The 20,566-nt window shown below is 65.6% G+C and carries 17 protein-coding genes and 1 pseudogene; 7 read left to right on the plus strand and 11 right to left on the minus strand.

Annotated features, from left to right (window positions below):
• Window positions 1-3 precede the first annotated feature (3 nt).
• From AC1Z3W_RS06630 to acnA, 4 genes and pseudogenes are all read right to left on the minus strand, one after another.
• Window positions 4-330 (minus strand): annotated as a pseudogene (locus tag AC1Z3W_RS06630) (integrase core domain-containing protein); the annotation flags it as partial.
• Window positions 331-543: 213 nt separating this feature from the next.
• Window positions 544-1,278, minus strand: coding sequence for an ABC transporter substrate-binding protein (locus tag AC1Z3W_RS06635; RefSeq protein ID WP_483507317.1), 735 nt, complete (start codon window positions 1,276-1,278; stop codon window positions 544-546).
• A gap of 43 nt (window positions 1,279-1,321) precedes the next feature.
• Window positions 1,322-2,215: a GntR family transcriptional regulator gene (locus AC1Z3W_RS06640; protein WP_483507318.1), complete on the minus strand. Its 894-nt coding sequence runs from the start codon at window positions 2,213-2,215 to the stop codon at window positions 1,322-1,324.
• A gap of 38 nt (window positions 2,216-2,253) precedes the next feature.
• Window positions 2,254-4,878 carry an aconitate hydratase AcnA gene (gene acnA, locus AC1Z3W_RS06645; RefSeq protein ID WP_483507319.1) on the minus strand — a complete coding sequence of 875 codons (2,625 nt, stop codon included), beginning with the start codon at window positions 4,876-4,878 and terminating at the stop codon, window positions 2,254-2,256.
• A 238-nt stretch (window positions 4,879-5,116) separates the two neighbouring features.
• Between acnA and AC1Z3W_RS06650 the strand changes: the two genes are divergently transcribed.
• Genes AC1Z3W_RS06650 through AC1Z3W_RS06660 form a run of 3 tightly spaced genes read left to right on the plus strand, consistent with a single transcriptional unit; the run spans window position 5,117 to window position 8,844 of the window.
• Window positions 5,117-6,178, plus strand: coding sequence for a lactonase family protein (locus AC1Z3W_RS06650; protein WP_483507320.1), 1,062 nt, complete (start codon window positions 5,117-5,119; stop codon window positions 6,176-6,178).
• A gap of 53 nt (window positions 6,179-6,231) precedes the next feature.
• Window positions 6,232-7,557, plus strand: a complete 1,326-nt coding sequence (locus tag AC1Z3W_RS06655) for an MFS transporter (RefSeq protein WP_483507321.1) — start codon at window positions 6,232-6,234, stop codon at window positions 7,555-7,557.
• 60 nt (window positions 7,558-7,617) lie between these two features.
• On the plus strand, window positions 7,618-8,844 hold the full coding sequence (locus AC1Z3W_RS06660; protein WP_483507322.1) for a porin: 1,227 nt from the start codon (window positions 7,618-7,620) through the stop codon (window positions 8,842-8,844).
• A gap of 100 nt (window positions 8,845-8,944) precedes the next feature.
• On the opposite strand, the gene AC1Z3W_RS06665 is transcribed toward AC1Z3W_RS06660, so the two are convergent.
• The 6 genes from AC1Z3W_RS06665 to AC1Z3W_RS06690 all read right to left on the minus strand — a co-directional run bounded on the left by AC1Z3W_RS06665 (window position 8,945) and on the right by AC1Z3W_RS06690 (window position 14,715).
• Window positions 8,945-9,238, minus strand: coding sequence for an antibiotic biosynthesis monooxygenase family protein (locus AC1Z3W_RS06665; protein WP_124501085.1), 294 nt, complete (start codon window positions 9,236-9,238; stop codon window positions 8,945-8,947).
• Window positions 9,239-9,371: 133 nt separating this feature from the next.
• On the minus strand, window positions 9,372-10,670 hold the full coding sequence (locus AC1Z3W_RS06670) for an MFS transporter (protein WP_483507843.1): 1,299 nt from the start codon (window positions 10,668-10,670) through the stop codon (window positions 9,372-9,374).
• 174 nt (window positions 10,671-10,844) lie between these two features.
• Window positions 10,845-11,918: an isocitrate/isopropylmalate dehydrogenase family protein gene (locus AC1Z3W_RS06675; protein ID WP_483507323.1), complete on the minus strand. Its 1,074-nt coding sequence runs from the start codon at window positions 11,916-11,918 to the stop codon at window positions 10,845-10,847.
• Between the two features lie 15 nt (window positions 11,919-11,933).
• Window positions 11,934-12,359 (minus strand): cupin domain-containing protein, encoded by a 426-nt coding sequence (locus AC1Z3W_RS06680; RefSeq protein WP_124501087.1) that lies wholly within the window; start codon window positions 12,357-12,359, stop codon window positions 11,934-11,936.
• A 27-nt stretch (window positions 12,360-12,386) separates the two neighbouring features.
• Window positions 12,387-13,757 carry an NAD-dependent succinate-semialdehyde dehydrogenase gene (locus tag AC1Z3W_RS06685; protein WP_483507324.1) on the minus strand — a complete coding sequence of 457 codons (1,371 nt, stop codon included), beginning with the start codon at window positions 13,755-13,757 and terminating at the stop codon, window positions 12,387-12,389.
• Between the two features lie 34 nt (window positions 13,758-13,791).
• Window positions 13,792-14,715 (minus strand): amidohydrolase family protein, encoded by a 924-nt coding sequence (locus tag AC1Z3W_RS06690; RefSeq protein ID WP_483507325.1) that lies wholly within the window; start codon window positions 14,713-14,715, stop codon window positions 13,792-13,794.
• A gap of 257 nt (window positions 14,716-14,972) precedes the next feature.
• On the opposite strand from AC1Z3W_RS06690, the gene AC1Z3W_RS06695 reads away from it, so the two are divergent.
• Window positions 14,973-15,983 (plus strand): GntR family transcriptional regulator, encoded by a 1,011-nt coding sequence (locus tag AC1Z3W_RS06695; protein WP_483507326.1) that lies wholly within the window; start codon window positions 14,973-14,975, stop codon window positions 15,981-15,983.
• Between the two features lie 59 nt (window positions 15,984-16,042).
• Here the strand turns inward: AC1Z3W_RS06695 and AC1Z3W_RS06700 are convergent, their stop codons facing one another.
• On the minus strand, window positions 16,043-16,750 hold the full coding sequence (locus AC1Z3W_RS06700) for a TetR/AcrR family transcriptional regulator (RefSeq protein ID WP_124614787.1): 708 nt from the start codon (window positions 16,748-16,750) through the stop codon (window positions 16,043-16,045).
• A 126-nt stretch (window positions 16,751-16,876) separates the two neighbouring features.
• Here AC1Z3W_RS06700 and AC1Z3W_RS06705 point away from each other — a divergent pair, with 126 nt between their 5' ends.
• The 3 genes from AC1Z3W_RS06705 to mhpA are packed head-to-tail and all read left to right on the plus strand — an operon-like array spanning window position 16,877 to window position 20,553.
• Complete coding sequence (locus AC1Z3W_RS06705; protein WP_124614786.1) at window positions 16,877-17,767, plus strand: alpha/beta fold hydrolase; 891 nt, start codon at window positions 16,877-16,879, stop codon at window positions 17,765-17,767.
• A gap of 15 nt (window positions 17,768-17,782) precedes the next feature.
• Window positions 17,783-18,793 (plus strand): VOC family protein, encoded by a 1,011-nt coding sequence (locus AC1Z3W_RS06710; protein WP_124614785.1) that lies wholly within the window; start codon window positions 17,783-17,785, stop codon window positions 18,791-18,793.
• A complete protein-coding gene (gene mhpA, locus AC1Z3W_RS06715) occupies window positions 18,790-20,553 on the plus strand; it encodes a bifunctional 3-(3-hydroxy-phenyl)propionate/3-hydroxycinnamic acid hydroxylase MhpA (protein ID WP_483507327.1) in 1,764 nt (587 codons plus the stop codon). Before AC1Z3W_RS06710 ends, mhpA begins: the two co-directional genes overlap by 4 nt.
• Window positions 20,554-20,566 lie beyond the last annotated feature (13 nt).

Below are 20,566 nucleotides of genomic sequence, written 5' to 3' on the forward strand. Positions count from 1 at the left end.
CCTTTAAACCAGCGCCTGGAAAGCGGCAGGAGCATCGCTTTGCCCTGTGTTTCGCAGCAAAATCTGCTGGCGACAGGTAGTTCAGCGCGCTATGCGGCCGTTCCTCGTTGTAGTCCCGACGCCACGTCGCTATGAGCACCCGAGCATGCGCGAGACTTGTGAACCAGTGCTCATTGAGGCATTCATCGCGGAACTTGCCGTTGAACGGCTCGATATACGCATTCTGCGTCGGCTTGCCCGGCTGAATCAATTTCAACATCTGCCTTTGGAGTAGGCCGATTGGTCGAGCGCTCGGCTCGCAGATTGCGGTCCCTGGTCCGTTCGCACAGAGTTGTTCGCGTCGCCTGTGGACTCAACCCGTCGATGCAACGAATTGATGAATGCGCCAGCAACATATGGAACCTTACCACTACAGCACGATTCCTTTTTTTGGTCATTCCTTAGCTGATGTGACGTGGAGGTGGGTGATTTTGAGCGGGGCAAGGTGAGGCCACGTCGGGGTACAGTTGTGCGGCCGCCACGGCGTCGTCGCCGATGTGCCGGTCAGCGCAGTGGTGCCACCGAAGCTCCGGTGATTCGGTGTCGACGCAACGACTCCGCGACGAAGCCCGACGCCTTCATCTCCTCGACGAACGCGCCGAGCAACGCGGCGGCCGCTTCGCCGCGGCTCTTCGGCACGCCCATCGCCTGGCGGATCACCATGAAGCGCTCGTCGAGCAGGCGCAGGCCCGTCGACTTCGCCGCATCGGCTTCGAGCTGCTGTTTCACGCCGGCCGCGACTTCGAGCTGCTGTTCGACGAACGTCGGCACGACGGCCGGCGACGTCGGCGCACGCACGATCTGCGCGGCTTTCAGCTCGCGCGTGAGGAACAGGTCGTACGCACTGCCCTTGCCGACCGCCACGCGGTTGTGCGGCTGGTCGACGTCCGCATTGCCGCGGATCGGCGAATCGTCGCGCACGAGATAGAAGCCTTCGATCAGCACGTAGGGCTCGGTGAACGCGACGGTTTCGCCGCGCAGCGGATCGACCGCGAAGAAACCGAAATCGGCGCGCTCGTCGGTCAGTGCCTGCACGGACTTGCCGGCGGCGTCGAACACGACGAGCTCGAGCTCGGCCGACAGCCGCTCGGCGAACGCGCGCGCGAGGTCGATCGACACGCCGAACGGCTCGCCGGTGGCCGGGTCGCGGTTCGCGAGAATCGGGTTGCCGAGATTGATCGACGCGCGCAGCTTGCCGGTCGGCGTGAACGCGGAGAGGACGGAAGGGTCGAGGGTCATGACGGAGCTCGTGGGGAATCGGATGCGCCGGTCGCGCGGGCGCTCAGGGTTTGAGAATGGCACTGATGCGCGACAGCGCATCGAGCGTATGCAGCAGGTGCTGACGCAGTGCCTCGGACGCTTCTTCGTTGCGCTCGCGCTCGAGCAGTTCGAGCACGTGCAGGTGCTGCTTCGCATGTTCGACGTAACGTTCGCGATCCTGCATCGAGCGGTACGACAGCAGCCGGCGCACGCGATTCACGCGCCGGATCGTGTCGATGAAGAAGCTGTTGCCCGACGCCTCGACGAGCGATTCGTGGAATCGCACGCCGCGCTCGTGAAGCTGATCGGCGGTATCGGTCTCGATGCCGCCGGCGAGCAGGTGCTTCTCGACGTCGCGGCACCGTTCGAGCACCTTCGGTTCGAGCCGGTAGCCGGGCTCGAGCAGCGCGGCCGGTTCGAGCGCGAGGCGCAGCCGGTACGATTTCAGCAGGCTGTCGGGCGTCGTCAGCATCGGCGAGAACTGCCAGCCGTAGCCCGGCTTGCGCTCGGCCCAGCCCTCCTGCGCGATGCGCCCCAGCACGGCGGTGAGCTGTGCATTGGTCAGCCCGTAGCGGGTGCGGATCAGCTGTTCCGAAAACTCGTCGGGCAGCTCGCCCTTCAGGCGATCGTCCGCGATCCGGAAATACACGCTCGTGATCACGTCGGCCTCGCCGAGCCCGAGTTCGTCGACGACGTCCGACAGCGGCTTGATCACGGGCTTCGCGACGAAGAAGCCGCGATTGCGCTCGCGCGTCAGGATGCCTTTCTCGTGCAGCAGCGCGAGTGCTTCGTTGACGGGTGAACGGGACACGCGCAGGCGATCGGCGAGCATCTGCGCGGGCAGGTGCGCGCCGACGTCCAGTCCTTCCGTCTTGATCAGTTCGACAATCTGGGTCGCGATGGAGCGGTCGATCATGTGAGTGGGCATTCGGGGCGCCGCGGGCGGCTTCGGTCTCAAGCCTCCAGCGTCGCCAGGTTCTTCTGCAATATCAGCGGGATGACGCCGCCCGAGCGCAGCAACTCGCATTCGAGACGGGTCTCGACCGCGGCCGTCGCGTCAACGGGCTCGACGCGACCGTCGGCGCGCACGATGCGCACGGGCACCGTGCAGCGCGGCGACAGCGCATCGGCCGGCGCGTCGACCTCGAGCTTATCACCTGGCTTCAGGTCGAGCGTGTCGGGGTGGGTGCCCGCCGCGAAGCGCAGCGGCAGGATGCCCATCCCGATCAGGTTCGACCGGTGGATGCGCTCGAAGCTTGCCGCCAGCACCGCACGAATGCCGAGCAGCCGCTGGCCTTTCGCGGCCCAGTCGCGCGACGAACCCGTGCCGTAGCGCTCGCCGGCGACGAGGACGACCGGATTGCCTTCCTGTTCGTAGCGCGCGGCCGCTTCGAAGATCGGCAACACATCGCCGCTCGGCACGTGCAGCGTATGCGCGACCGGCATGCCGTCGCGCAGCCGGTTCACGAGGGTCCGGTTGTAGAACGCGGCCCGCATCATCACTTCCCAGTTGCCGCGCCGCGACGCGAACACGTTCAGGTCGTCGCGGTCGTCGCCGCGCGACACGAGGAAATCGGCGACGAAGCTGTCCTTCGGAATCGCGCTGGCGGGCGAGATGTGATCGGTCGTCACGTCGTCGCCGAGCACGAGCAGCGGGTACGCGCTGTACGTGCCGAGCTGGCTGCCCTGCGATGCCGACGCGAACGGCGGACGGCGCAGCGCGGTCGAGGCCGGATTCCACGGGAATTGCGCGCTGTCGGGCGCGTCGAGGTCGTGCCATGCCGGGTTCGCGCTGGCGTGCGCGAACGCACGCGGATAGTCGTGCGAATCGGCGGCGGCGGCCGTGAGTTCGGCGACGGCTTCGCGCGTGGGCCACAGGTCGCGCAGATGGACGGGCCGGCCGTCGGCCGTGTGCTGCAGCGGATCGCGGCTCACGTCGATCTCGGCGTCGCCGGCCAGCGCGAACGCGATCACGAGCGGCGGCGACATGATGAAGCCGAGGTCGAGATCCGGGTGGATACGCCCCGGGAAATTGCGGTTGCCCGACAGCATCGCGACCGGCCGGATCGACGCGTCGGCGAGCGCCGCCCGGATCGGCTCGGTCAGTTGCCCTGAGTTGCCGATGCAGGTCGTGCAGCCATACCCGACGATATCGAAGCCGACCGCCGACAGGTCGTCGATCAGCCCGGCCCGTTCGAGATAGGCCGCCGCCGCGGGCGAACCGGGACCGAGCGACGTCTTGACCCATGCCGGCACCTTCAGCCCGAGCGCACGCGCGTTGCGCGCGACGAGGCCCGCGGCGATCAGCAGCGCGGGATCGGACGTGTTCGTGCAGCTCGTGATCGCGGCGATCGCGACCGGATGCTTCGGCATCGACGGATGCGGAAGCGCGGGATGGAACGCGAGCGGCGCGAGCGCGGCGGCCGTCTGCGAATGATCGAGCAGGTCCTGCGGGCGGCGCGGCCCGGCGACGTGCATGCCGATCGACGCGAGGTCGATGTCGATCGTGCGCGTGTAGCGCGGCTCGGCATCCGGATCGAACCACAGGCCGGCTTGCCGCGTGAACGCTTCGACGAGCCGGATCGCCGATTCGCTGCGGCCGGTCGCACGCAGGTAGTCGAGCGTGTTGCCGTCGACCGGGAAGAAGCCGGTCGTCGCGCCGTACTCGGGCGCCATGTTCGCCACCACCGCGCGCTCGCCCGCGCGCAGTGTCGACACGCCCGGGCCGAAGAACTCGACGAACTCTCCCGATACGCCGATTGCACGCAACCGCTGCGTGACGGTCAGCGCGAGATCGGTCGCCAGCACGCCCGCGCGCAATGCGCCCGTCAGCCGCACGCCGATCACGTCGGGAATGCGCTGCATCACGGGCATCCCGAACATCACCGTCTGCGCTTCGAGCCCGCCGACGCCCCAGCCGAGCACGCCGATGCCGTTGATCATCGGCGTGTGGCTGTCGGTGCCGATCAGCGTGTCGGGTACGGCCCAGCGCTCGCCGTCGCGCGCCAGCGTCGTGACCACCGTCGCCAGTTGTTCGAGGTTGATCGTATGCATGATCCCCGTGCCCGGCGGATGGATGCGTACGCCCGTGAGCGCCTTCGACGCCCAGCGCAGGAACCGGTAGCGCTCCGCGTTGCGGCGCAGTTCCAGCTTCAGGTTCAGGGGCGCGGCGTCCGGCTGCGCGAAGTACTCGACGGCCAGCGAATGGTCGACCGACGAATCGACGGGCAGCACCGGATTGAGCGACGCCGGGTCCGCGCCGGCTTCGGCCAGTGCATCGCGCATCCCGGCGATGTCGACGAGCGCCGGCGTGCTGGTCGTGTCGTGCATCAGCACGCGATTCGGCTGGAACGCGATCTCCGCCTCGCTGGTGGCGCGGCGCGTCCAGTCGACGATCGCGTCGACCGCCTGCCGCCGCTCGTCGCCGTCGGTGTTGCGGATCACGTTTTCGAGCAGCAGGCGCAGCACGACCGGCAGGGTGCGCAGCGTGTCGCCGAACTGGCCGGGGAGATCGACGAAGCGAAACGTCGCGCCATCGACCGTCAACCGGGCTTGCGAGGGGGAGTTGGTGTTTTCCATGACTGTATTTTTGCACTTTAACAAGTAAAAATGCAATCTAGTGCTAACCCGAGATACAACAATTCAGGAGACGATCGTGACGAAAACAGGCAACGACCCGGCCGAAAACGGTCCGGATCAGATGCGTCGCCGCGTGATAGGGCACACGGCGGCGCTCGGTGCGCTCGCGATCCTCGGCGCGGCCGCCGGGCCGGTTTCGGCAGACGAATCACACAAGGCTTTGAAAGGAAAAACACCCATGTTTGCTTATGTCGGATCGCGCACCACGCGCGAACGAAACGCCCGCGGCGACGGGATTAGCGTCTACCGCGTCGACGCCGGGACGGGCGCGCTCGAACTCGTGCAGCTCGTCAAGGATCTGGTGAATCCGTCGTTCCTCGCGTTGAGCGCGAACGGCGAACACCTGTATACGGTCCACGGCGACCTGAGCGACATCAGCGCATTCAAGGTCGACAAGGCCAGCGGCAAGCTCACGTTCCTGAATCGCCAGAGCACGCAAGGCAAGAACCCCGTGCATCTCGCGATCGATCCGACCGGCCGCTATGTCGTCGTGTCGAATCACATCGGCGCGAGCGTTGCCGTACTGCCGATCGCGGCTGACGGCACGCTGCAGGAAGTCACGCAACTCGTCACGCTCGAAGGCCCGATCGGCCCGCATCGCATCGAGCAGAAGCAGGCGAAGCCGCACTTCAATCCGTTCGACCCGACCGGGCAATTCGTGATCGTTCCGGACAAGGGGCTCGACCGCGTGTTCTCGTTCCGGTTCAAGGACGGGCGGCTCGCGCCGGCCGATCCGGCATTCGTCGTCACGCGCGAGACGGCCGGCCCGCGTCACGTCGCGTTTCATCCGAACGGCGCGCTCGCGTATGTCGTCAACGAACTCGACTCGACCGTCACGACCTATCGGTACACGTCGTCGAACGGCGCGCTGACGCCGGTGCAGATCGTGTCGTCGCTGCCGGACACGTACACCGGCAACAGCCGCGCGTCGGAGATCGAGGTCGATCCGGCCGGGCGCTTCGTCTACGCATCGAACCGCGGCGACGACAGCATCGCCGTGTTCCGCATCGACCCGGCCAGCGGCCATCTCTTGTTCGTCGCGGCCGAACCGGCCGGCGGCCGCACGCCGCGCTTCATGACCGGCACGCCGGACGGCCGCTTCATGTACGCGCTGAACGAAGACAGCGACAGCATCGTCGCGTTCGCGATCGATGCCGCGACGGGCCGCCTCAAGCCGACCGGCTTCTCGGTCGCGTCGGGCAGCCCCGTCTGCATGGTGTTTTCCGGACACCGCGCGTAATCCTTCCCGCCCCATCAGGAGACAGCCGGCGGCAGGTCCGCCGGTGGACAACCATGAATCAAGCAACCCCTATCGACGAACGCGCGCTGGTGCGCAAGATCGCGTGGCGCATCATCCCGTTCGTGTTCGTCCTCTACATCATTTCGTATCTCGACCGCGCGAACATCGGCTATGCCGCGTTGCAGATGAACAAGGAGCTCGCGCTGTCGAGCGAGGCGTTCGGCTTCGCGTCGGGCATCTTCTTCATCGGGTATTTCCTGTTCGAAGTGCCCAGCAACGTGATGCTCAACAAGTTCGGCGCACGCGTGTGGATCGCGCGGATCCTGGTGACGTGGGGTGTCGTGTCGGTGATCTCCGCATTCGTGCAGGACGCGACGCAACTCTACGTGCTGCGGTTCCTGCTCGGCGTGGCGGAAGCGGGCTTCTTCCCCGGCATCATCGTGTACCTGACCTACTGGTTCCGTGCGAAGGAACTCGCGACGACCGTCGCGCTGTTCACGGCCGCGATCCCGGTGTCGTACATCATCGGCGCGCCGCTTTCGACGTGGATCATGGATCACGTCCACTGGTTCCAGTGGAGCGGCTGGCGCTGGATGCTCGTGCTCGAAGGCGCGCCCGCGCTGATCGGCGGGATCCTGTGTTTCCTGTACCTGACGGACCGCCCGGGCGACGCGAAGTGGCTCACGCCTGCCGAGCGCGCGTGGCTGCTGAACGAACTCGACAACGACCGCAAGGCGCGGCCGCGTGCGCAGCACCTCGGTTCGCTGAAGACGATGACGAACCCGAAGGTGCTGTACCTGTCGTTCATCTACTTCGTGTACCAGTGCGGCAGCCTCGGCGTCGGTTACTGGATGCCGCAGATCATCAAGGGCTTCTCGTCGAAGCTCTCGCATACCGAGATCGGGCTCATCGCGACGGTGCCTTACGTGGTCGCGACGGTCGCGATGATCATGTGGTCGCGTCGTTCGGACCGGCGCAGCGAACGGCGCCTGCATTCGGCGATTCCGCTGGCGGTGGCCGCCGCGGCGCTGCTCGGCGCGGGCCTGTCGACGAACCCGTACGTGTCGATCGCGATGATCAGCCTGAGCCTCGCGGGCCTGTACGCGTTCAAGTCGCCGTTCTGGGCGCTGCCGACGCTGTTTCTCAGCCGCTCGACCGCGGCCGTGTCGATCGCGGTGATCAACTCGATCGGCAACCTCGGCGGCTTCGTCGGGCCGTTCATGATCGGCTTCGTCAAGGGAACGGGGCAGAGCGCGACGCCTGGGCTGCTGTTTCTCGCGGCGCTGCTCGTCGTGTCGTTCCTGATGACGTTCTTCATTCGCGTTCACGAACAGCCGGCCGACGACACGCCGTCGAACGTGGTGAACCAGACCCATTGACACGATGACGCGCAATCCGGCGGCGAGCCGGGATATATAACCGAAAGAGGAGATCGATTGATGAAGAAGCTTTCATTTTGCTTGGTTGTACTGAATTCGGTGCCGGCGATCGCGCTGGCGCAAAGCAGCGTGACGCTGTACGGGATCATCGACAGCGGCATCAATTACACCAGCAACGTGCAGACGGCACGGACGGCGGCAGGCCCGGTCGGCGGCCGTCAGATCGCGATGATCGAAGGCGGGTCGGCCGGCCTGCAGGGGAGCCGCTGGGGGCTCAAGGGCAGCGAGGATCTCGGCGGCGGTCTCAAGGCACTGTTCGTGCTGGAGAGCGGTTTCTACAGCAACAACGGCGTGCTGAACCAGGGCGGCGCGATGTTCGGGCGGCAGGCGTATGTCGGCCTGAGCCATCCGGTCGGCACGGTCACGCTCGGGCGGCAGTACGATCCCGTCGTCGACTTCTACGGGCCGTTCCTCGCCGCGCCGCAGTGGGGCGGCTACATGACCTCGCATCCGGGCGACCTCGACAATGCGTTGAACACGCGCCGCATCAACAATTCGATCAAGTTCCGCAGCGCCAGCTACCGCGGGCTGACGCTCGACGCGTTGATGAATCTCGGCGGCACCGCCGGGTCGTTCTCGACCAACTGGATCTGGGGTGCCGGCGCGTCGTATGCGGCGGGGCCGTTTTCGATCGGCGCGGGCTACCTGAACGTCCGCAATCCGAACACGTCGTTTTTCGGCGCGAATCCGAATGCCGGCCCGGCGACGAGCAACAACCTCGGCAGCGCCGGCAGCGCGAGTGCGCCGGAGAGCAACCCCGTGTTCGCCGGCTATGCGTCCGCGAACCGGCTCGAAATCGCCGGCGTCGGAGCGGGCGTGACGCTGGCCGCCCTCAGCGTCAATCTCGCGTATTCGAATACGCGCTTCGAGGGGCTGGGCTCCGCGTCGGGGCCGAATGCGCTGCGTTACGCGGGCACCGCGGCGTTCAACAACGTCGAGATCAACGCGAAATACCAGTTCACGCCGTCGTTGCAGGCCGGTGTCGCCTACGACTACACGAGAAACGGCGGTGCCGGCGGCAAGGGCGGCGCGAACTACAACCTGTTCAGCGCGGGTGTCGATTATTTCCTGTCGAAGCGCACGGACGTTTATACGGTTGCCGTGTTCGAGAAGGCGAGCGGGACGGATTCGCTCGGGCAGCCGGCGGTTGCGCAGATTACCGGGTTGACGCCGTCCGCGACCGACAAGCAGGTTTCATTGCGGATCGGGTTGCGTCACAGGTTCTGAACAGGCGGGGCGACTGGAACGGCGCGCGTAAAGCCGGGTTTCGGCGGCGCGCCGGCGACACGGGGCGGGCGTTTGCCCGACCCGCTTTTTACCGTGGCGATTACTTGACCGCGACTTCCGTATGCACGACTTGCGGCGGGCTCTTGAAGAACGGGCCCGCCAGCTGTCGCCATGCCTGGAAGTCGTCCGATTGCCGGAAATGCACCATGTGGTCGTCCACGGTGTCCCACTTGACGACGAGCAGGTAGCCGCCGCTGCGCTCGATCACGCGGTGCAGTTCGGCGCCGCCGCAGCCGCGCGCACGCGCGAACAGCGGGAGTGCCTGGCGGACCGCGGCCTCGAACGGCTCGGCCTGCGACGGATCGATGTCGAGCGATGCCATTTCCAGAATCATTGATGCTCCATAGGGGGTGAATGATGCGAACGGATCGTGATGCGACGTGCGCCGGGGCCGGCGCATCCGGCAACGATACCGGAAGTCGGCTGCGCGGTGGTCGCATGCGGTTCCCGCGAAGCCGAAAATGACGTCATGCCTTCCTGATCAGCAGCTTCAGCGACACGGACAACGCGGCGGACACCGCGAGAATCGCCGCCATCGCCCAGATCCCGGCAGCGAACGAGCCGGTCGACTGCTTCAGGAAGCCGACGAGGTAGGGGCCGGCAAAGCCGCCGAGCGTACCGATCGAGTTGATGAACGCGAGCCCGCCGGCCGCCGCGACGCCGGTCAGGAAGCGCGTCGGAATCGTCCAGAAGATCGCGCGGGCCGAGCTGACCGCGACCACCGCGACGCTGAGGCCGACCATCTCCAGCACCACGCCGTGCGAGACGGCGGACAGTGCGAGACCCAGCCCGCCCAGCAGGCATGCGCTGCACAGATGGAAGATCTTGCGGCCGCTGCGGTCCACCGCGCGCGCCCAGATCATCATTCCAGCCACCGCGGCGAGATACGGCACGGTCGACAGCAACCCGATAGATGCGAGGCTGAGCCCGTGACTCTTCAGGATGATCGGCAGCCAGATGCCGACGCCGTACGAACCGAGTACGAAGCCGAACTGGATCGTCGCGAGGAGCAGCACGCGGCCGTCCTTCAGCGCGGCGAACAGCGCCTTCTTCGGCTTCTCGCGCGGTTCCTCGGCGAGCATCGCGACGAGTTCGCTGCGCTCGTCGGACGTGAGCCAGTACGCATCCTTCGGATCGTCGCGCAGCCAGACGAGCACCGCGATGCCGATGAGTACCGCGGGGAGGCCCTGCACGATGAACATCCACTGCCAGCCGTGCAGCCCGGCGACGCCATTCAGGCTCAGCAGCGCCGCCGACATCGGGCCGCCGACGACCGACGACAGCGGCACGCCGAGCATGAACAGCGCCAGCACGCGCACGCGGTACTGCGCGGGGAACCAGCATGCGAGAAAGAACGTGACGCCCGGGAAGAAGCCGGCCTCGGCAATGCCGAGCAGCAGGCGCAGCACGTAGAAGCTGGCCGGCCCCTGCGCGAGCGCCGTCGCGGTTGCCGCGATGCCCCAGGTGATCATGATCCGAGCGAGCCAGCGGCGCGCGCCGTAGCGGTACAGCGCGAGGTTGCTCGGGATCTCGAACAGGCAATAGCCGGCAAACAGGATGCCCGCGCCCCAGCCGAACTGCGTCGGGGTCAGCCCGAGCTCGTGGTTCATCGTGAGTGCGGCGAAGCCGACGCTCGTGCGGTCAATATAGTTGAAGACGAACGCGAGCGTCAGCAGCGGCAGCAGGCGCCACGCGTTCTTGCGCAGTGCACGCTGCCGGACGGCTTGCCGGTTCGCGTCGGGAACGGATGCCGTGTCCATCGTCATTGATTCGGAATGCATGATCGATTCTTCGACGATCCCGACGTGCACAGGCGTAGCGTTGCCGGGAGAGATGCGCCATCGCATGCGCATCGGCCCGGTCGCGGCGATCGTCGAATGTGTCTCCGGTGTGTTGTCGTCAGGGCCGCGGTCGTACGGCCCGCTCGGCTTCCCGTTGGCTCAGGCGGCGCGCAGTGCGTGGGCGACCTGCTTGCCGAACGCGTTGCAGCCAATCGTGCCGCCGAGATCCGCGGTGCGCGTGTCGGGGTTCGTGAGCACCGCATCGACGGCTGCGTCGATCGCATCGGCCGCGGCGATGAACGCCGGCTTGCTCCGGTGTTCGCCGATCCAGCGCATCAGCATGCCGACCGACAGGATCATCGACGTCGGGTTCGCCTTGTCCTGGTTCTGGATGTCGGGCGCGGAGCCGTGTTGTGCCTGCGCGCAGCACAGGTCATCGCCGGCCATGATCGAGCCGCCGAGACCGAGGCTGCCAGACAGTTCGGCGGCGAGGTCGCTGAGGATGTCGCCGTAGAAGTTCGTCGCGACGAGCACGTCGAAGCGTTCCGGCGCGCGGACCAGATGCGCCGTCGACGCGTCCACCAGCAGGTCGTTGAGCTCGACTTCCGGGAAGTCCTTCGCCACGTGCCGCACGGATTCGAGGAACAGGCCGTCGGTCATGTGGAAGCTGTTCGCCTTGTGGATCGCCGTCACTTTCTTCTTGCGCTTCATCGCGAGTTCGAACGCGCGTCGCGCGATTCGCTCGCTGCAGTGTCGCGTGATCTTGCGCACCGATAGCGCCATGTCCGGTGACGGCATCATCTCGCCCCAGCCGAGGTGCATGTTGCGGTCCGGATAGAAGCCTTCGGTCGCCTCACGCATGATCACGAGGTCCATGCGCTTGCCTTCGCGCATGTTCGACGTGAGGAACGGCCGCGTGCGGGACGGACGCACGTTCGCGTACAGGTCAAGGTCGCAGCGGAACGCGGCCGACACGTTGCGGCCGCCTTGGGCGGGCGGCGGATAGTCGGCATGCGAGATCGTGCCAAGGATCAGGCCGTCGTAGTCTTTCGCCTGTTCCAGCACTTCGGGGCGCAGCGTCGTGCCGTGCTTGTCGAGGCTGGCGAAGCCGACGTCTTCGTAGTCGTATTGCAGGCCGAGATCGAACAGGCGGTCGGCCTGTTCAAGGACGTCGATCGACGCCGTGATGATTTCGGGGCCGATGCCGTCGCCGGGGAGAACGAGAATGCGCATGATGATTCGCTCGGGTTATTTCGAAGAGGTCTGGTGTTCGGCCGATACGGCTCGCGTCTCGCCGCTGTCGGCGAGCGTGCGCGTGGCATCGGTGCGGGCGTAGATCCACAGGATCTTCATCGGCGCGGTGCTCGACACGTTGCGGAAGCGATGCGGCACATTCGGCGGGATGAACGTGGTGTCGAGCGGCTTGAGCCGGTACTCGAGCCCGTCGATGTCGAGGATCGCGTCGCCTTCGACGAGCACGACGCTTTCCTGGCAGTTGTGACTGTGAAACGGGATTTCGACGCCGGGTGCGAACGACGTGTAGCCGGTGATGAAGCTGTCCGAGCCGACGGACTTGCCGACCAGCGGCGTGGTGCTCGCGCCGCCGCCGCGATCGTAGGTCGGCAGGTTGTCGGGTTGCAGCAGCGCGGCGCCCGAAGGGGTCGTGATGGTCATGAAGAACTCCTGAAGCGAATCGTGAAATCAGCGGGCCGGACCGAACCAGACCGTCTTGATGTTGGTGAACTCGCGAATGCCGGCGGCGCCGAGCTCGCGGCCGTAGCCCGACTGCTTGATCCCGCCGAACGGCAGCCGCGCATCCGACGCGACAAGGCCGTTGACGAACACCGCGCCGGCTTCGATCCGGCGCACGAGCTGGCGCGCGGCGTCGAGGTCGGTGGTCCACAACGCGGCACCAAGCCCGAATTCCGTCGCGTTCGCGAGCGAGATCGCCTGCTCGATGCCGTCGACCCGCAAGATCGCGGCCACCGGGCCGAACGTCTCCTCGCACGCGGCGGCCATGTCCGGCGCGACGCGGTCGAGCACCGTCGGTGCATAGAAGAAGCCGGGGCCGGGCAGCGGCGCGCCGCCCGCCTTCAGCACCGCGCCGGCCTCGACCGTGCGCTCGACCTGCCGATGTAGTTCGTCGCGCAGGTTCGCGCGCGCCATCGGGCCGATGGTGGTGTCGCGCCGCGTCGGATCGCCGACCTTCAGTTGCGCGACGCCCGCGCAGAACAGTTCGACGAAGCGGTCCGCGATCTTCTCGTCGACGATGAAACGCTTCGATGAGATGCAGCTCTGGCCGGTGTTCGAGAAGCGCGCCTTCACCGCGGCCTTGGCGGCCGCTTCGACATCGGCGTCGGCGAGCACGATGAACGGATCGGAGCCGCCGAGTTCGAGCACCTGCTTCTTCATCGCGCGCCCGGCCTGCGACGCGACTAGTTTGCCGACCGCGGTCGAGCCCGTCAGCGTGACCGCCGCGATGCGCGGATCGTCGATCAGTCGAGCGACGTGGTCCGGCTCGATCAGCAGCGACGCGACGAGGCTGGCCGGCACGTCCGCGTCGGCGAATACCGCGTTGATCGCCAGCGCGCATTGCGGCACGTTGCCCGCGTGCTTCAGGATCGCACCGTTGCCCGCGCACAGCGCGGGCGCCGCGAAGCGGATGAACTGCCACAGCGGGTAGTTCCACGGCATGATCGCGAGCACGACGCCGAGCGGGTCGTACACGACGAAGCTCTCGCTCGCGTTGCTCGGGACGGCTTCGTCGTCGAGATACTGCGCCGCGTGTTCGGCGTAGAAGTGGCACGTCCACGCGGACTTGTCCACTTCGGCTTCCGCCTCGGCGATCGGCTTGCCCATTTCCAGCGTGATCAGCGCGGCCAGCTCGCCCTTGCGGCGCAGCAGCACGTCGCCGATGCGTGCGACGGTCGCGGCGCGCACCGCGAGCGGTTCGCGTGCCCAGCGGCGTTGTGCGGCACTCGCGTCGGCCAGTGCCTGCTCGACCCGTGCGGGCGAGTCGGCGTCGAAGGTGGCCACGATGGTTTCCGTGGCGGGATTCAAGGTGCGAAACATGGTATTCGTGCCCGTGTTCGTGGAGAGGAAGGGTTCAGGTGGCCGGTCGTTCGGCGAAGCGATAGAGCCGTGCGGGGTTGTCGACGAGGATGCGCTGACGCAGTGCAGCCGCATCCGCCCACCCCAGCAGCTGGTTCAGCGCACCGCCGGCGTCTTCGCGGCGAAACGGTTCGATACGCGTGAGATCGCCATCGCGATTGCCGGCGCTGCCGGTGTGCGGCCAGTCGGACGCCCACACCATGCGATCGGGGCGCGCGTCGATCAGCGTGCGTGCGATCGGAGCCAGGTCGTCGAACCGCGGCGCCTGGCGCGACGCGCGATACGGCGCCGACAACTTTACGTACGCGTTGCCGTGCTTCACGAGATCGACGACGGTCGCGAACGCGGCCTGCTGGTCGGGCAGCGTGTGGGCCCGCGCGCCGGCGAAGTGGTCGAGCACGACGGGGGCGCCGAGACGGGCGATGTCCGGGGCGAGGCCCGCGACGACATCGAGGTCCGCATAGATCTGGACCGCCCAGCCGAGCGGCGCGACCGCGTCGGACGCGCGCTGCAACTGGGCAGACGCGACGGACAGATCGCGCTCGCCGCGCACCTGCAGGTTCAGCCGGATGCCGCGCACACCCTGGTCGTGCAGCGCCTGTAGCTCCGCATGCGTGGCGGTATGCGGATCGATGACCGCGACGCCGCGTGCCCGTTGCAGGCCGAGTTCACGCAGACCCGCGAGCAGCGCCGCGTTGTCGGTGCCGTACACGCTCGGCTGGACCAGCACGATCCGCTCGATCCCGAGCCGCGCCTCGAACGCGAGCAGGTCGGCGACCCGTGCGCGCCCCGGCGTGTACGAGCGGTTCGGCGCGAACGGGAAGCGCGCCGCGTCGAACAGGTGCACGTGGCAATCGCAACTGCCGGGCGGCAGGGCCGCGAGCGGGCGAGTCGGATAGTCCTGCGGATCGACCTTCATTGCTGCCTCCGCGCTGTCGGATGACGAAGCGGCCGAACCAGCGCGTGACAGCGCAAGGCCGCCGATTGCCGCAAGACTCGCGCCGAGTAGATGCCTGCGCTGCACATGGGTCTCCTTGAACGATGCGCCGGTTGGAACGGTTGGTATTTTACGAACTCAAAAGACCATGTAAAGTGTTTTTTGATGTTCCAAAGTACCAGTGAGGGTAAACGCCGATTCCTGTGCCGATTCGATTTGGCCCGGAAATATTTAGAAATATGGCGGGCAAGGGGGGATGTTTCGCTCGTTTTGTCGCTGCCGACATGGTGGGATTTGTGGTCTGGTGTGTGCGCATAAGACCATGTGGAGGCTGTGGTACGATGCGGTCGTCTTTCGTGATCCGATTCGCCATGACCCGCGCTCTCGCCGACGTGCTCGCGTCGAACATTCATCAGCACATTTCCAGCTCCGGCATGGCGCCCGGCACGCGTCTGCCGGAGCGCTCGCTGGCGGAGCAGTTCAACGTGTCGCGCTCGCCGGTGCGAGAGGCGCTGAAGCGGCTGGCCGCGCGCGCGGTCGTCACGCCGCATCCCGATGGCGGCTACGCGGTCGCTGACCATGCGGCACCGCTCGGCCCGGTCGAGTCACCCGAGCTGGCGGACACCGTTGCAGACGAAGACACCTACCTGTCGATCGCGGAGGACCGGCTCGCAGGCAAGCTCCCCGACCGCGTGACCGAGAACGAGCTGATGCGTCGCTACGGCGTGACGCGCGCGCAGCTGAACGCGATCCTGCGACGGATGGTGCAGGAGGGGTGGATTGAAAGAAGGCCGGGGCACGGCTGGATGTTCCAGTCCGTGCTGACGTCCGCGGAGACCTATCGGCAGGGTTACCGGTACCGGCTGTTGATCGAGGCGGCGGGGATCCTCGAGCCGACCTTCAGGCTCGACCGCGACGCGCTGATGCGCTGCCGCGCCGAGCAGGAAGCGCTCGCGAACGGCGGCGCGCGCACGGCCTCGCCGGCCGCGCTGTTCGATGCGAACAGCCGGCTGCATGAAACGATCGCCGCGTGTTCGGGTAATGTGTTCATTCTCGACGGCCTGCGTCGTCTCGATCGGCTGCGCCGCCTGATGGAGTATCGCAAGGCGGTCGATCGCGACCAGGCGGAGCGCCGGTGTCACGAACACCTGACGCTGATCGATCTGCTGACCACCGATCAGCGCGAGGCGGCGGCCGATTTCATGAAGCTGCACCTGCATAATGCGGTGCGGGAGAAGACGAGCGATTGAGGTGGGCGGTCAGGCATCGAGATCAACCGCCACTCGTCAGCGCAAAGGCACCCGGTCGCTCAGGCTGACCGGGCGTCGGGCTCCTTCGCCGCACGCATGCGTCCGCGCTCCAGCAGCGACGTTTCAGGCGGCGTGATCGGCGTCAGTTCGCCAAGCACCAGCGTCTGCGCTTCCCCTCCATCGACACCCAGACCTCGCAGGATCGCTGCAACGATCTGTTCGGGCGCTTCGGCCATTTCACCGTGGTCGGCGAAGCGCTGGATCGTCGTCAGCGCGATGCCGGCGATCACGTCGAGCGCCAGTTCAACCGTGACGCCGCGGAACCGGCCGGTGGCGAGTCCTTGCTGGATGTGGACCGGCAGGTACACGTAGATCAGGCTGCTCGGGCCTGCTGCATGCAGGCCGGCCGCTGAAATGAAGCGGCCCAGCAGCGGATAGGCACGTGCGGCATGCAGAAACATCCGGACGCCGCACGCGATTCTTCGGGCCGGATCTTCATAGGCGCCCACTTCCGTTTCGATCAGGCGAAGCAGCTCGTCGTTGAGTTCCTGCGTCACCGCCTCGAGCAGTTCCTCATTCGTTCGGAAGTAGTTGTAGAAGGTGCCCTGCGACACATCGGCTGCCGCAATGACGTCCTGGATGACGCTGGCACCCACCCCTTTCTCGGCAAAAACGAGCATCGCGCTTTCGATCAGCCGCGCGCGCATCCGCTCGCGGCGTTGCGCCGCCACGCGGGTCCGATGGTCAATGGTCGTGGATTCACTCATGTGCCGATTATACGGTGCGGGTGTCCGGCGTTCGGCCGGCGCTAGGTAAAAACGATAGTATTGTCATAATGACAAATATCTCATTACAATGGATCAACCCTAGCAAAATCAGGAGCAGTCGACGCCATGGATATCCCGCCCATCACGCATGCAATGAACCAGCGCACCGTCCGGGTCGGTGCCCGGCGAATCTTTCTGGCGGAAGCGGGCGAAGGGCCCGCCGTCCTGATGCTCCACGGCGGTGGCCCGGGCGCGTCGGGCGTGTCGAACTACGCGCGCAACATCGAAGCGCTTGCGCGCCATTACAGGGTGTTGGTGCCGGACATGCCCGGATACGGCAGGTCCACCAAAGGTGTCGACCGTAACGACCCGTTCGGGGATCTGGCCGGTGGCATGCTCGGGTTGCTCGATGCGCTGGGGATCCGGCACGCGCATGCAATCGGGAATTCGCTCGGCGGTGCGTGCGCGCTGCGCATGGCGCTAGAGCGGCCCGATGCGATAGGTCGGCTGGTTCTGATGGGGCCCGGCGGTGTCAATACGACGCGGCAGATTCCGACGCCTGGCCTCAAGCGACTGCTGAACTATTACAAGGGCACCGGCCCGAGCCTTGAGAAACTCACGACGTTCATCCGCGGTGATCTGGTCTTTGACGGCAGCCTCGTACCGGAAGCCGTGATCCAGGAGCGCTTTCAGGCCAGCATCGACCCGGAGGTCGTCGCGAGCCCGCCGTTGCTCGGCCCGAAGGGCATTCCGAAGTTCAGCAAGATCGACTTCACGCGTGACGCGCGGCTGGCGTCGGTCCGCAACCCGACACTCGTGTTGTGGGGGACCGACGACAAGGTCAACCGCCCCAGCGGCGCGCATGCGCTGCAGCAGCGCATGCCGAACTGCGATGTGTACATGTTCAGCAATACCGGCCACTGGGTGCAGTGGGAGCGGGCGAACGAATTCAATGCCGCCGTGCTGGCGTTCCTCGCGCAGGGCGATGCGAAGGCACGCGCTGCCGCGGCTCGATAAACGGAGTGTGACGCCATGCAGACTATCGTGAGTCCGCGCTCAGCGATCGACAGCCTGTTCGGTCGCGTCCGGATGGGTTACCTGCTGGCCGAATCGGCCCGGCTTCGCGAATGGACGACATTTGCATCGGAGGGGCTCGGCCTGCATGTCGATCGATCCGATCCGCGCGTGGTTGCATGCCGAATCGATGCGCACCTGCGTCGCCTGATCATTCGCGATGGCGCGGCCGAGGACGTCATCGCGATCGGGTGGCAACTGGATGACGAGGCTGCGCTCGAGCTTGCCATCGCCCGAATGGCCGCACGGGGAATCCGCGTCGACGAAGGGACCCGGGAAGAAGCCGTGGTGCGTGGCGTGGAGCGGTTCTGGTACTTCGCAGGTCCGAAGAAACTGCGCACCGAACTGTTCACGATCGCCGTGCTTGGCGAACAACCTCTGCAAATGAAGGCTACGGGTTTCGTGACCGGCGCTTCCGGGATGGGGCACGTCGCCGTGACGACCAGGCAACCCGAAGTGATGCAGAAGTTCTGGAAGGAGGTGTTCGATGCGCGCCTGTCCGACGAAATTGAAGACAAGATCGACGGTCTGAACCTCGATTTCGCTTTCCTGCGATTCAACGAACGACACCATTCGTTCGCGACCGCATCGACGCGCGGCATTCGCCTGAATCCGCTGCGCACGCAGATTCACCACATGAATCTCCAGTGCGCGTCGATCGACGATGTGACGCAGGCCTATCTGCGGTGCCGTGCGATGGGTTATCCAATCGCCAATGCGATCGGCCAGCATCCAAACGATCGCGAACTTTCTTTCTATGTCGAGACGCCATCGGGTTTCGAGATTGAACTCGGATGGAATCCGATCGTCGTCGACGAGCGGACGTGGCGCCCGACGGTTTATCAGGGCATCAGTCTGTGGGGGCATCGTCCCGAAAACCTCAGCCTGGGAGTTAGGCTCGGCCGCGTTCGACGCGCGCTCGCTTCCCTGGTGCGTCCGGAATTTTCTGTACAAGGAGAGCAGTCATGAACGGAGCGCATCCGAATGATGCGTGCGATGTCGCGATCGTAGGATTGGGGCCGACCGGCCTCATCCTCGCGCACATGCTTGGCCAGGCCGGTCACCAAGTCGTCGTGCTCGAACGTGAACCCGTGTTCTACGGCAACGCACGAGCCGTCTATACAGACGACGAGTGCATGCGGATCTTTCAGCATCTCAATGTGGTCGACGAGGTGCAGTCGCGGATGATGATGGAGACACCGGTCCAGCTCGTTCGACGCGACGGAACGCCGCTTACTCAGTACATGCCGCGCAAGCGTCCATTCGGCTGGCCGGTGATCAATTTCTTTTACCAGCCTTACCTGGAGACGACGCTGGCCGAGACACTCGCGCGTTACCCCAACGTCGAGGTACGCCGTGGCCGAGAGGTCGTCGACTTCGTACAGGACACTGACAGTGTGAGCGTTACGCATCAGGCGACACGTGAAGCGCGGTTCAGTGACAGTACTGACGCCCTGGCGCGCGTGGATGGCGAGTCCGATATCAGGACGCTGCGGGCGCGCTATCTAGTCGGTGCCGATGGAGGCCGGAGCATCGTTCGCACGAAGCTTGGCATCGAGATGTCCGGCAAGAGCTTCCCGGAACCGTGGCTCGTGGTGGACCTTGAACGCAAGCCGGGAACGGACGCGTTGCGTCACCTGCCGTATTTCAATTTTGTAGTCGATCCGAAGCTGCCAGTCGTGAGCTGTGTTCAGCCCGGTAAATTCCACCGGTTCGAATTCATGCTGATGCCGGGTGAAACGAAGGAAAACATGGAGCGACCGGAAACGGTCAGGAAGTATCTTTCCATGTTTGTCGATCCCGACCAGTTCGTGGTCAAGCGCAAACTCGTCTACACGTTCAACGCGCTTATCGCGTCGAAGTGGCGGGTCGGACGTGTGTTGCTCGGCGGAGATGCCGCCCACATGACGCCGCAGTTCATGGGGCAGGGTGCAAGTTCGGGCGTTCGCGATGCCTACAACCTCGGCTGGAAGCTAGACCTTGTATTGCGGGGTCTCGCGGCCGAAGCGTTGCTCGACACGTACCAGTCGGAACGACATGCGCATGCGAAGGCAATGATCGATACGTCCGTCCTTCTCAAGGACGTCGTGTCGGCACGAAGTCTGTCCGCAACGCTGCTGCGGGACGCCTCGCTCGGCATCATTCGGGCCATTCCGCCGCTCAGGCGCTGGTTTCAGGAAGGCGGCTTCAAGCCGATGCCCGTTTATCGAAAGAACGCCTACTTGGGTTTGCCGCGTCGTCACCGGCGTGGCCCCGAGGGCGCGTTGGTTCCACAACCCGAAGTGCGCCTTTTTAACGGAGACCGGAGAAAACTGGATGATCTGCTAGGCAATGGCTTTTCGCTGATCGGACTGAACGTCGATCCATCCCGTTGCATGAATGATGTGTCACGGGCGACCCTCAGTGCACTCTCGGCCCGCAGCGTCACGATGTACCCGTACGGCGGTCGCCCGCAAGGGCTCGAGAGCGTCAATCGGGACAACACGATCGGGGGCGCCGAAGTCGAGGATATCGGAGGGGAGATGATCGCGTGGTTCCGGAAGGCAGGTTTCAAAACGGAAGCCGTTGCCGTTTTGAGGCCCGACCGTTTCGCGTTTGCCGTCATTCCCATCGGCGAGCTCGACCAGACCATTCGGCAGCTTCGAGATCAGCTCGGATTCCGATCCGGAGCAGGCGACGAGTTCGCCCGCACTTCAAAGACCTCGCCGGCCGTCGCACGAGCGGCTTGATCCACGGTTTAAG

This window comes from Burkholderia sp. 10_S31 (genome assembly GCF_056930375.1).

Coding starts and splice junctions, on each gene's coding strand:
- AC1Z3W_RS06640 (WP_483507318.1), bottom strand. CDS start 2,215: ATGATCGACCGCTCCATCGCGACCCAGATTGTCGAACTGATCAAGACG.
- AC1Z3W_RS06705 (WP_124614786.1), top strand. CDS start 16,877: ATGGATATCCCGCCCATCACGCATGCAATGAACCAGCGCACCGTCCGG.
- AC1Z3W_RS06665 (WP_124501085.1), bottom strand. CDS start 9,238: ATGATTCTGGAAATGGCATCGCTCGACATCGATCCGTCGCAGGCCGAG.
- mhpA (WP_483507327.1), top strand. CDS start 18,790: ATGAACGGAGCGCATCCGAATGATGCGTGCGATGTCGCGATCGTAGGA.
- AC1Z3W_RS06675 (WP_483507323.1), bottom strand. CDS start 11,918: ATGCGCATTCTCGTTCTCCCCGGCGACGGCATCGGCCCCGAAATCATC.
- AC1Z3W_RS06660 (WP_483507322.1), top strand. CDS start 7,618: ATGAAGAAGCTTTCATTTTGCTTGGTTGTACTGAATTCGGTGCCGGCG.
- acnA (WP_483507319.1), bottom strand. CDS start 4,878: ATGGAAAACACCAACTCCCCCTCGCAAGCCCGGTTGACGGTCGATGGC.
- AC1Z3W_RS06710 (WP_124614785.1), top strand. CDS start 17,783: ATGCAGACTATCGTGAGTCCGCGCTCAGCGATCGACAGCCTGTTCGGT.
- AC1Z3W_RS06650 (WP_483507320.1), top strand. CDS start 5,117: ATGTTTGCTTATGTCGGATCGCGCACCACGCGCGAACGAAACGCCCGC.
- AC1Z3W_RS06685 (WP_483507324.1), bottom strand. CDS start 13,757: ATGTTTCGCACCTTGAATCCCGCCACGGAAACCATCGTGGCCACCTTC.
- AC1Z3W_RS06700 (WP_124614787.1), bottom strand. CDS start 16,750: ATGAGTGAATCCACGACCATTGACCATCGGACCCGCGTGGCGGCGCAA.
- AC1Z3W_RS06670 (WP_483507843.1), bottom strand. CDS start 10,670: ATGACGATGGACACGGCATCCGTTCCCGACGCGAACCGGCAAGCCGTC.
- AC1Z3W_RS06655 (WP_483507321.1), top strand. CDS start 6,232: ATGAATCAAGCAACCCCTATCGACGAACGCGCGCTGGTGCGCAAGATC.
- AC1Z3W_RS06680 (WP_124501087.1), bottom strand. CDS start 12,359: ATGACCATCACGACCCCTTCGGGCGCCGCGCTGCTGCAACCCGACAAC.
- AC1Z3W_RS06690 (WP_483507325.1), bottom strand. CDS start 14,715: ATGAAGGTCGATCCGCAGGACTATCCGACTCGCCCGCTCGCGGCCCTG.
- AC1Z3W_RS06695 (WP_483507326.1), top strand. CDS start 14,973: ATGGCGGGCAAGGGGGGATGTTTCGCTCGTTTTGTCGCTGCCGACATG.
- AC1Z3W_RS06635 (WP_483507317.1), bottom strand. CDS start 1,278: ATGACCCTCGACCCTTCCGTCCTCTCCGCGTTCACGCCGACCGGCAAG.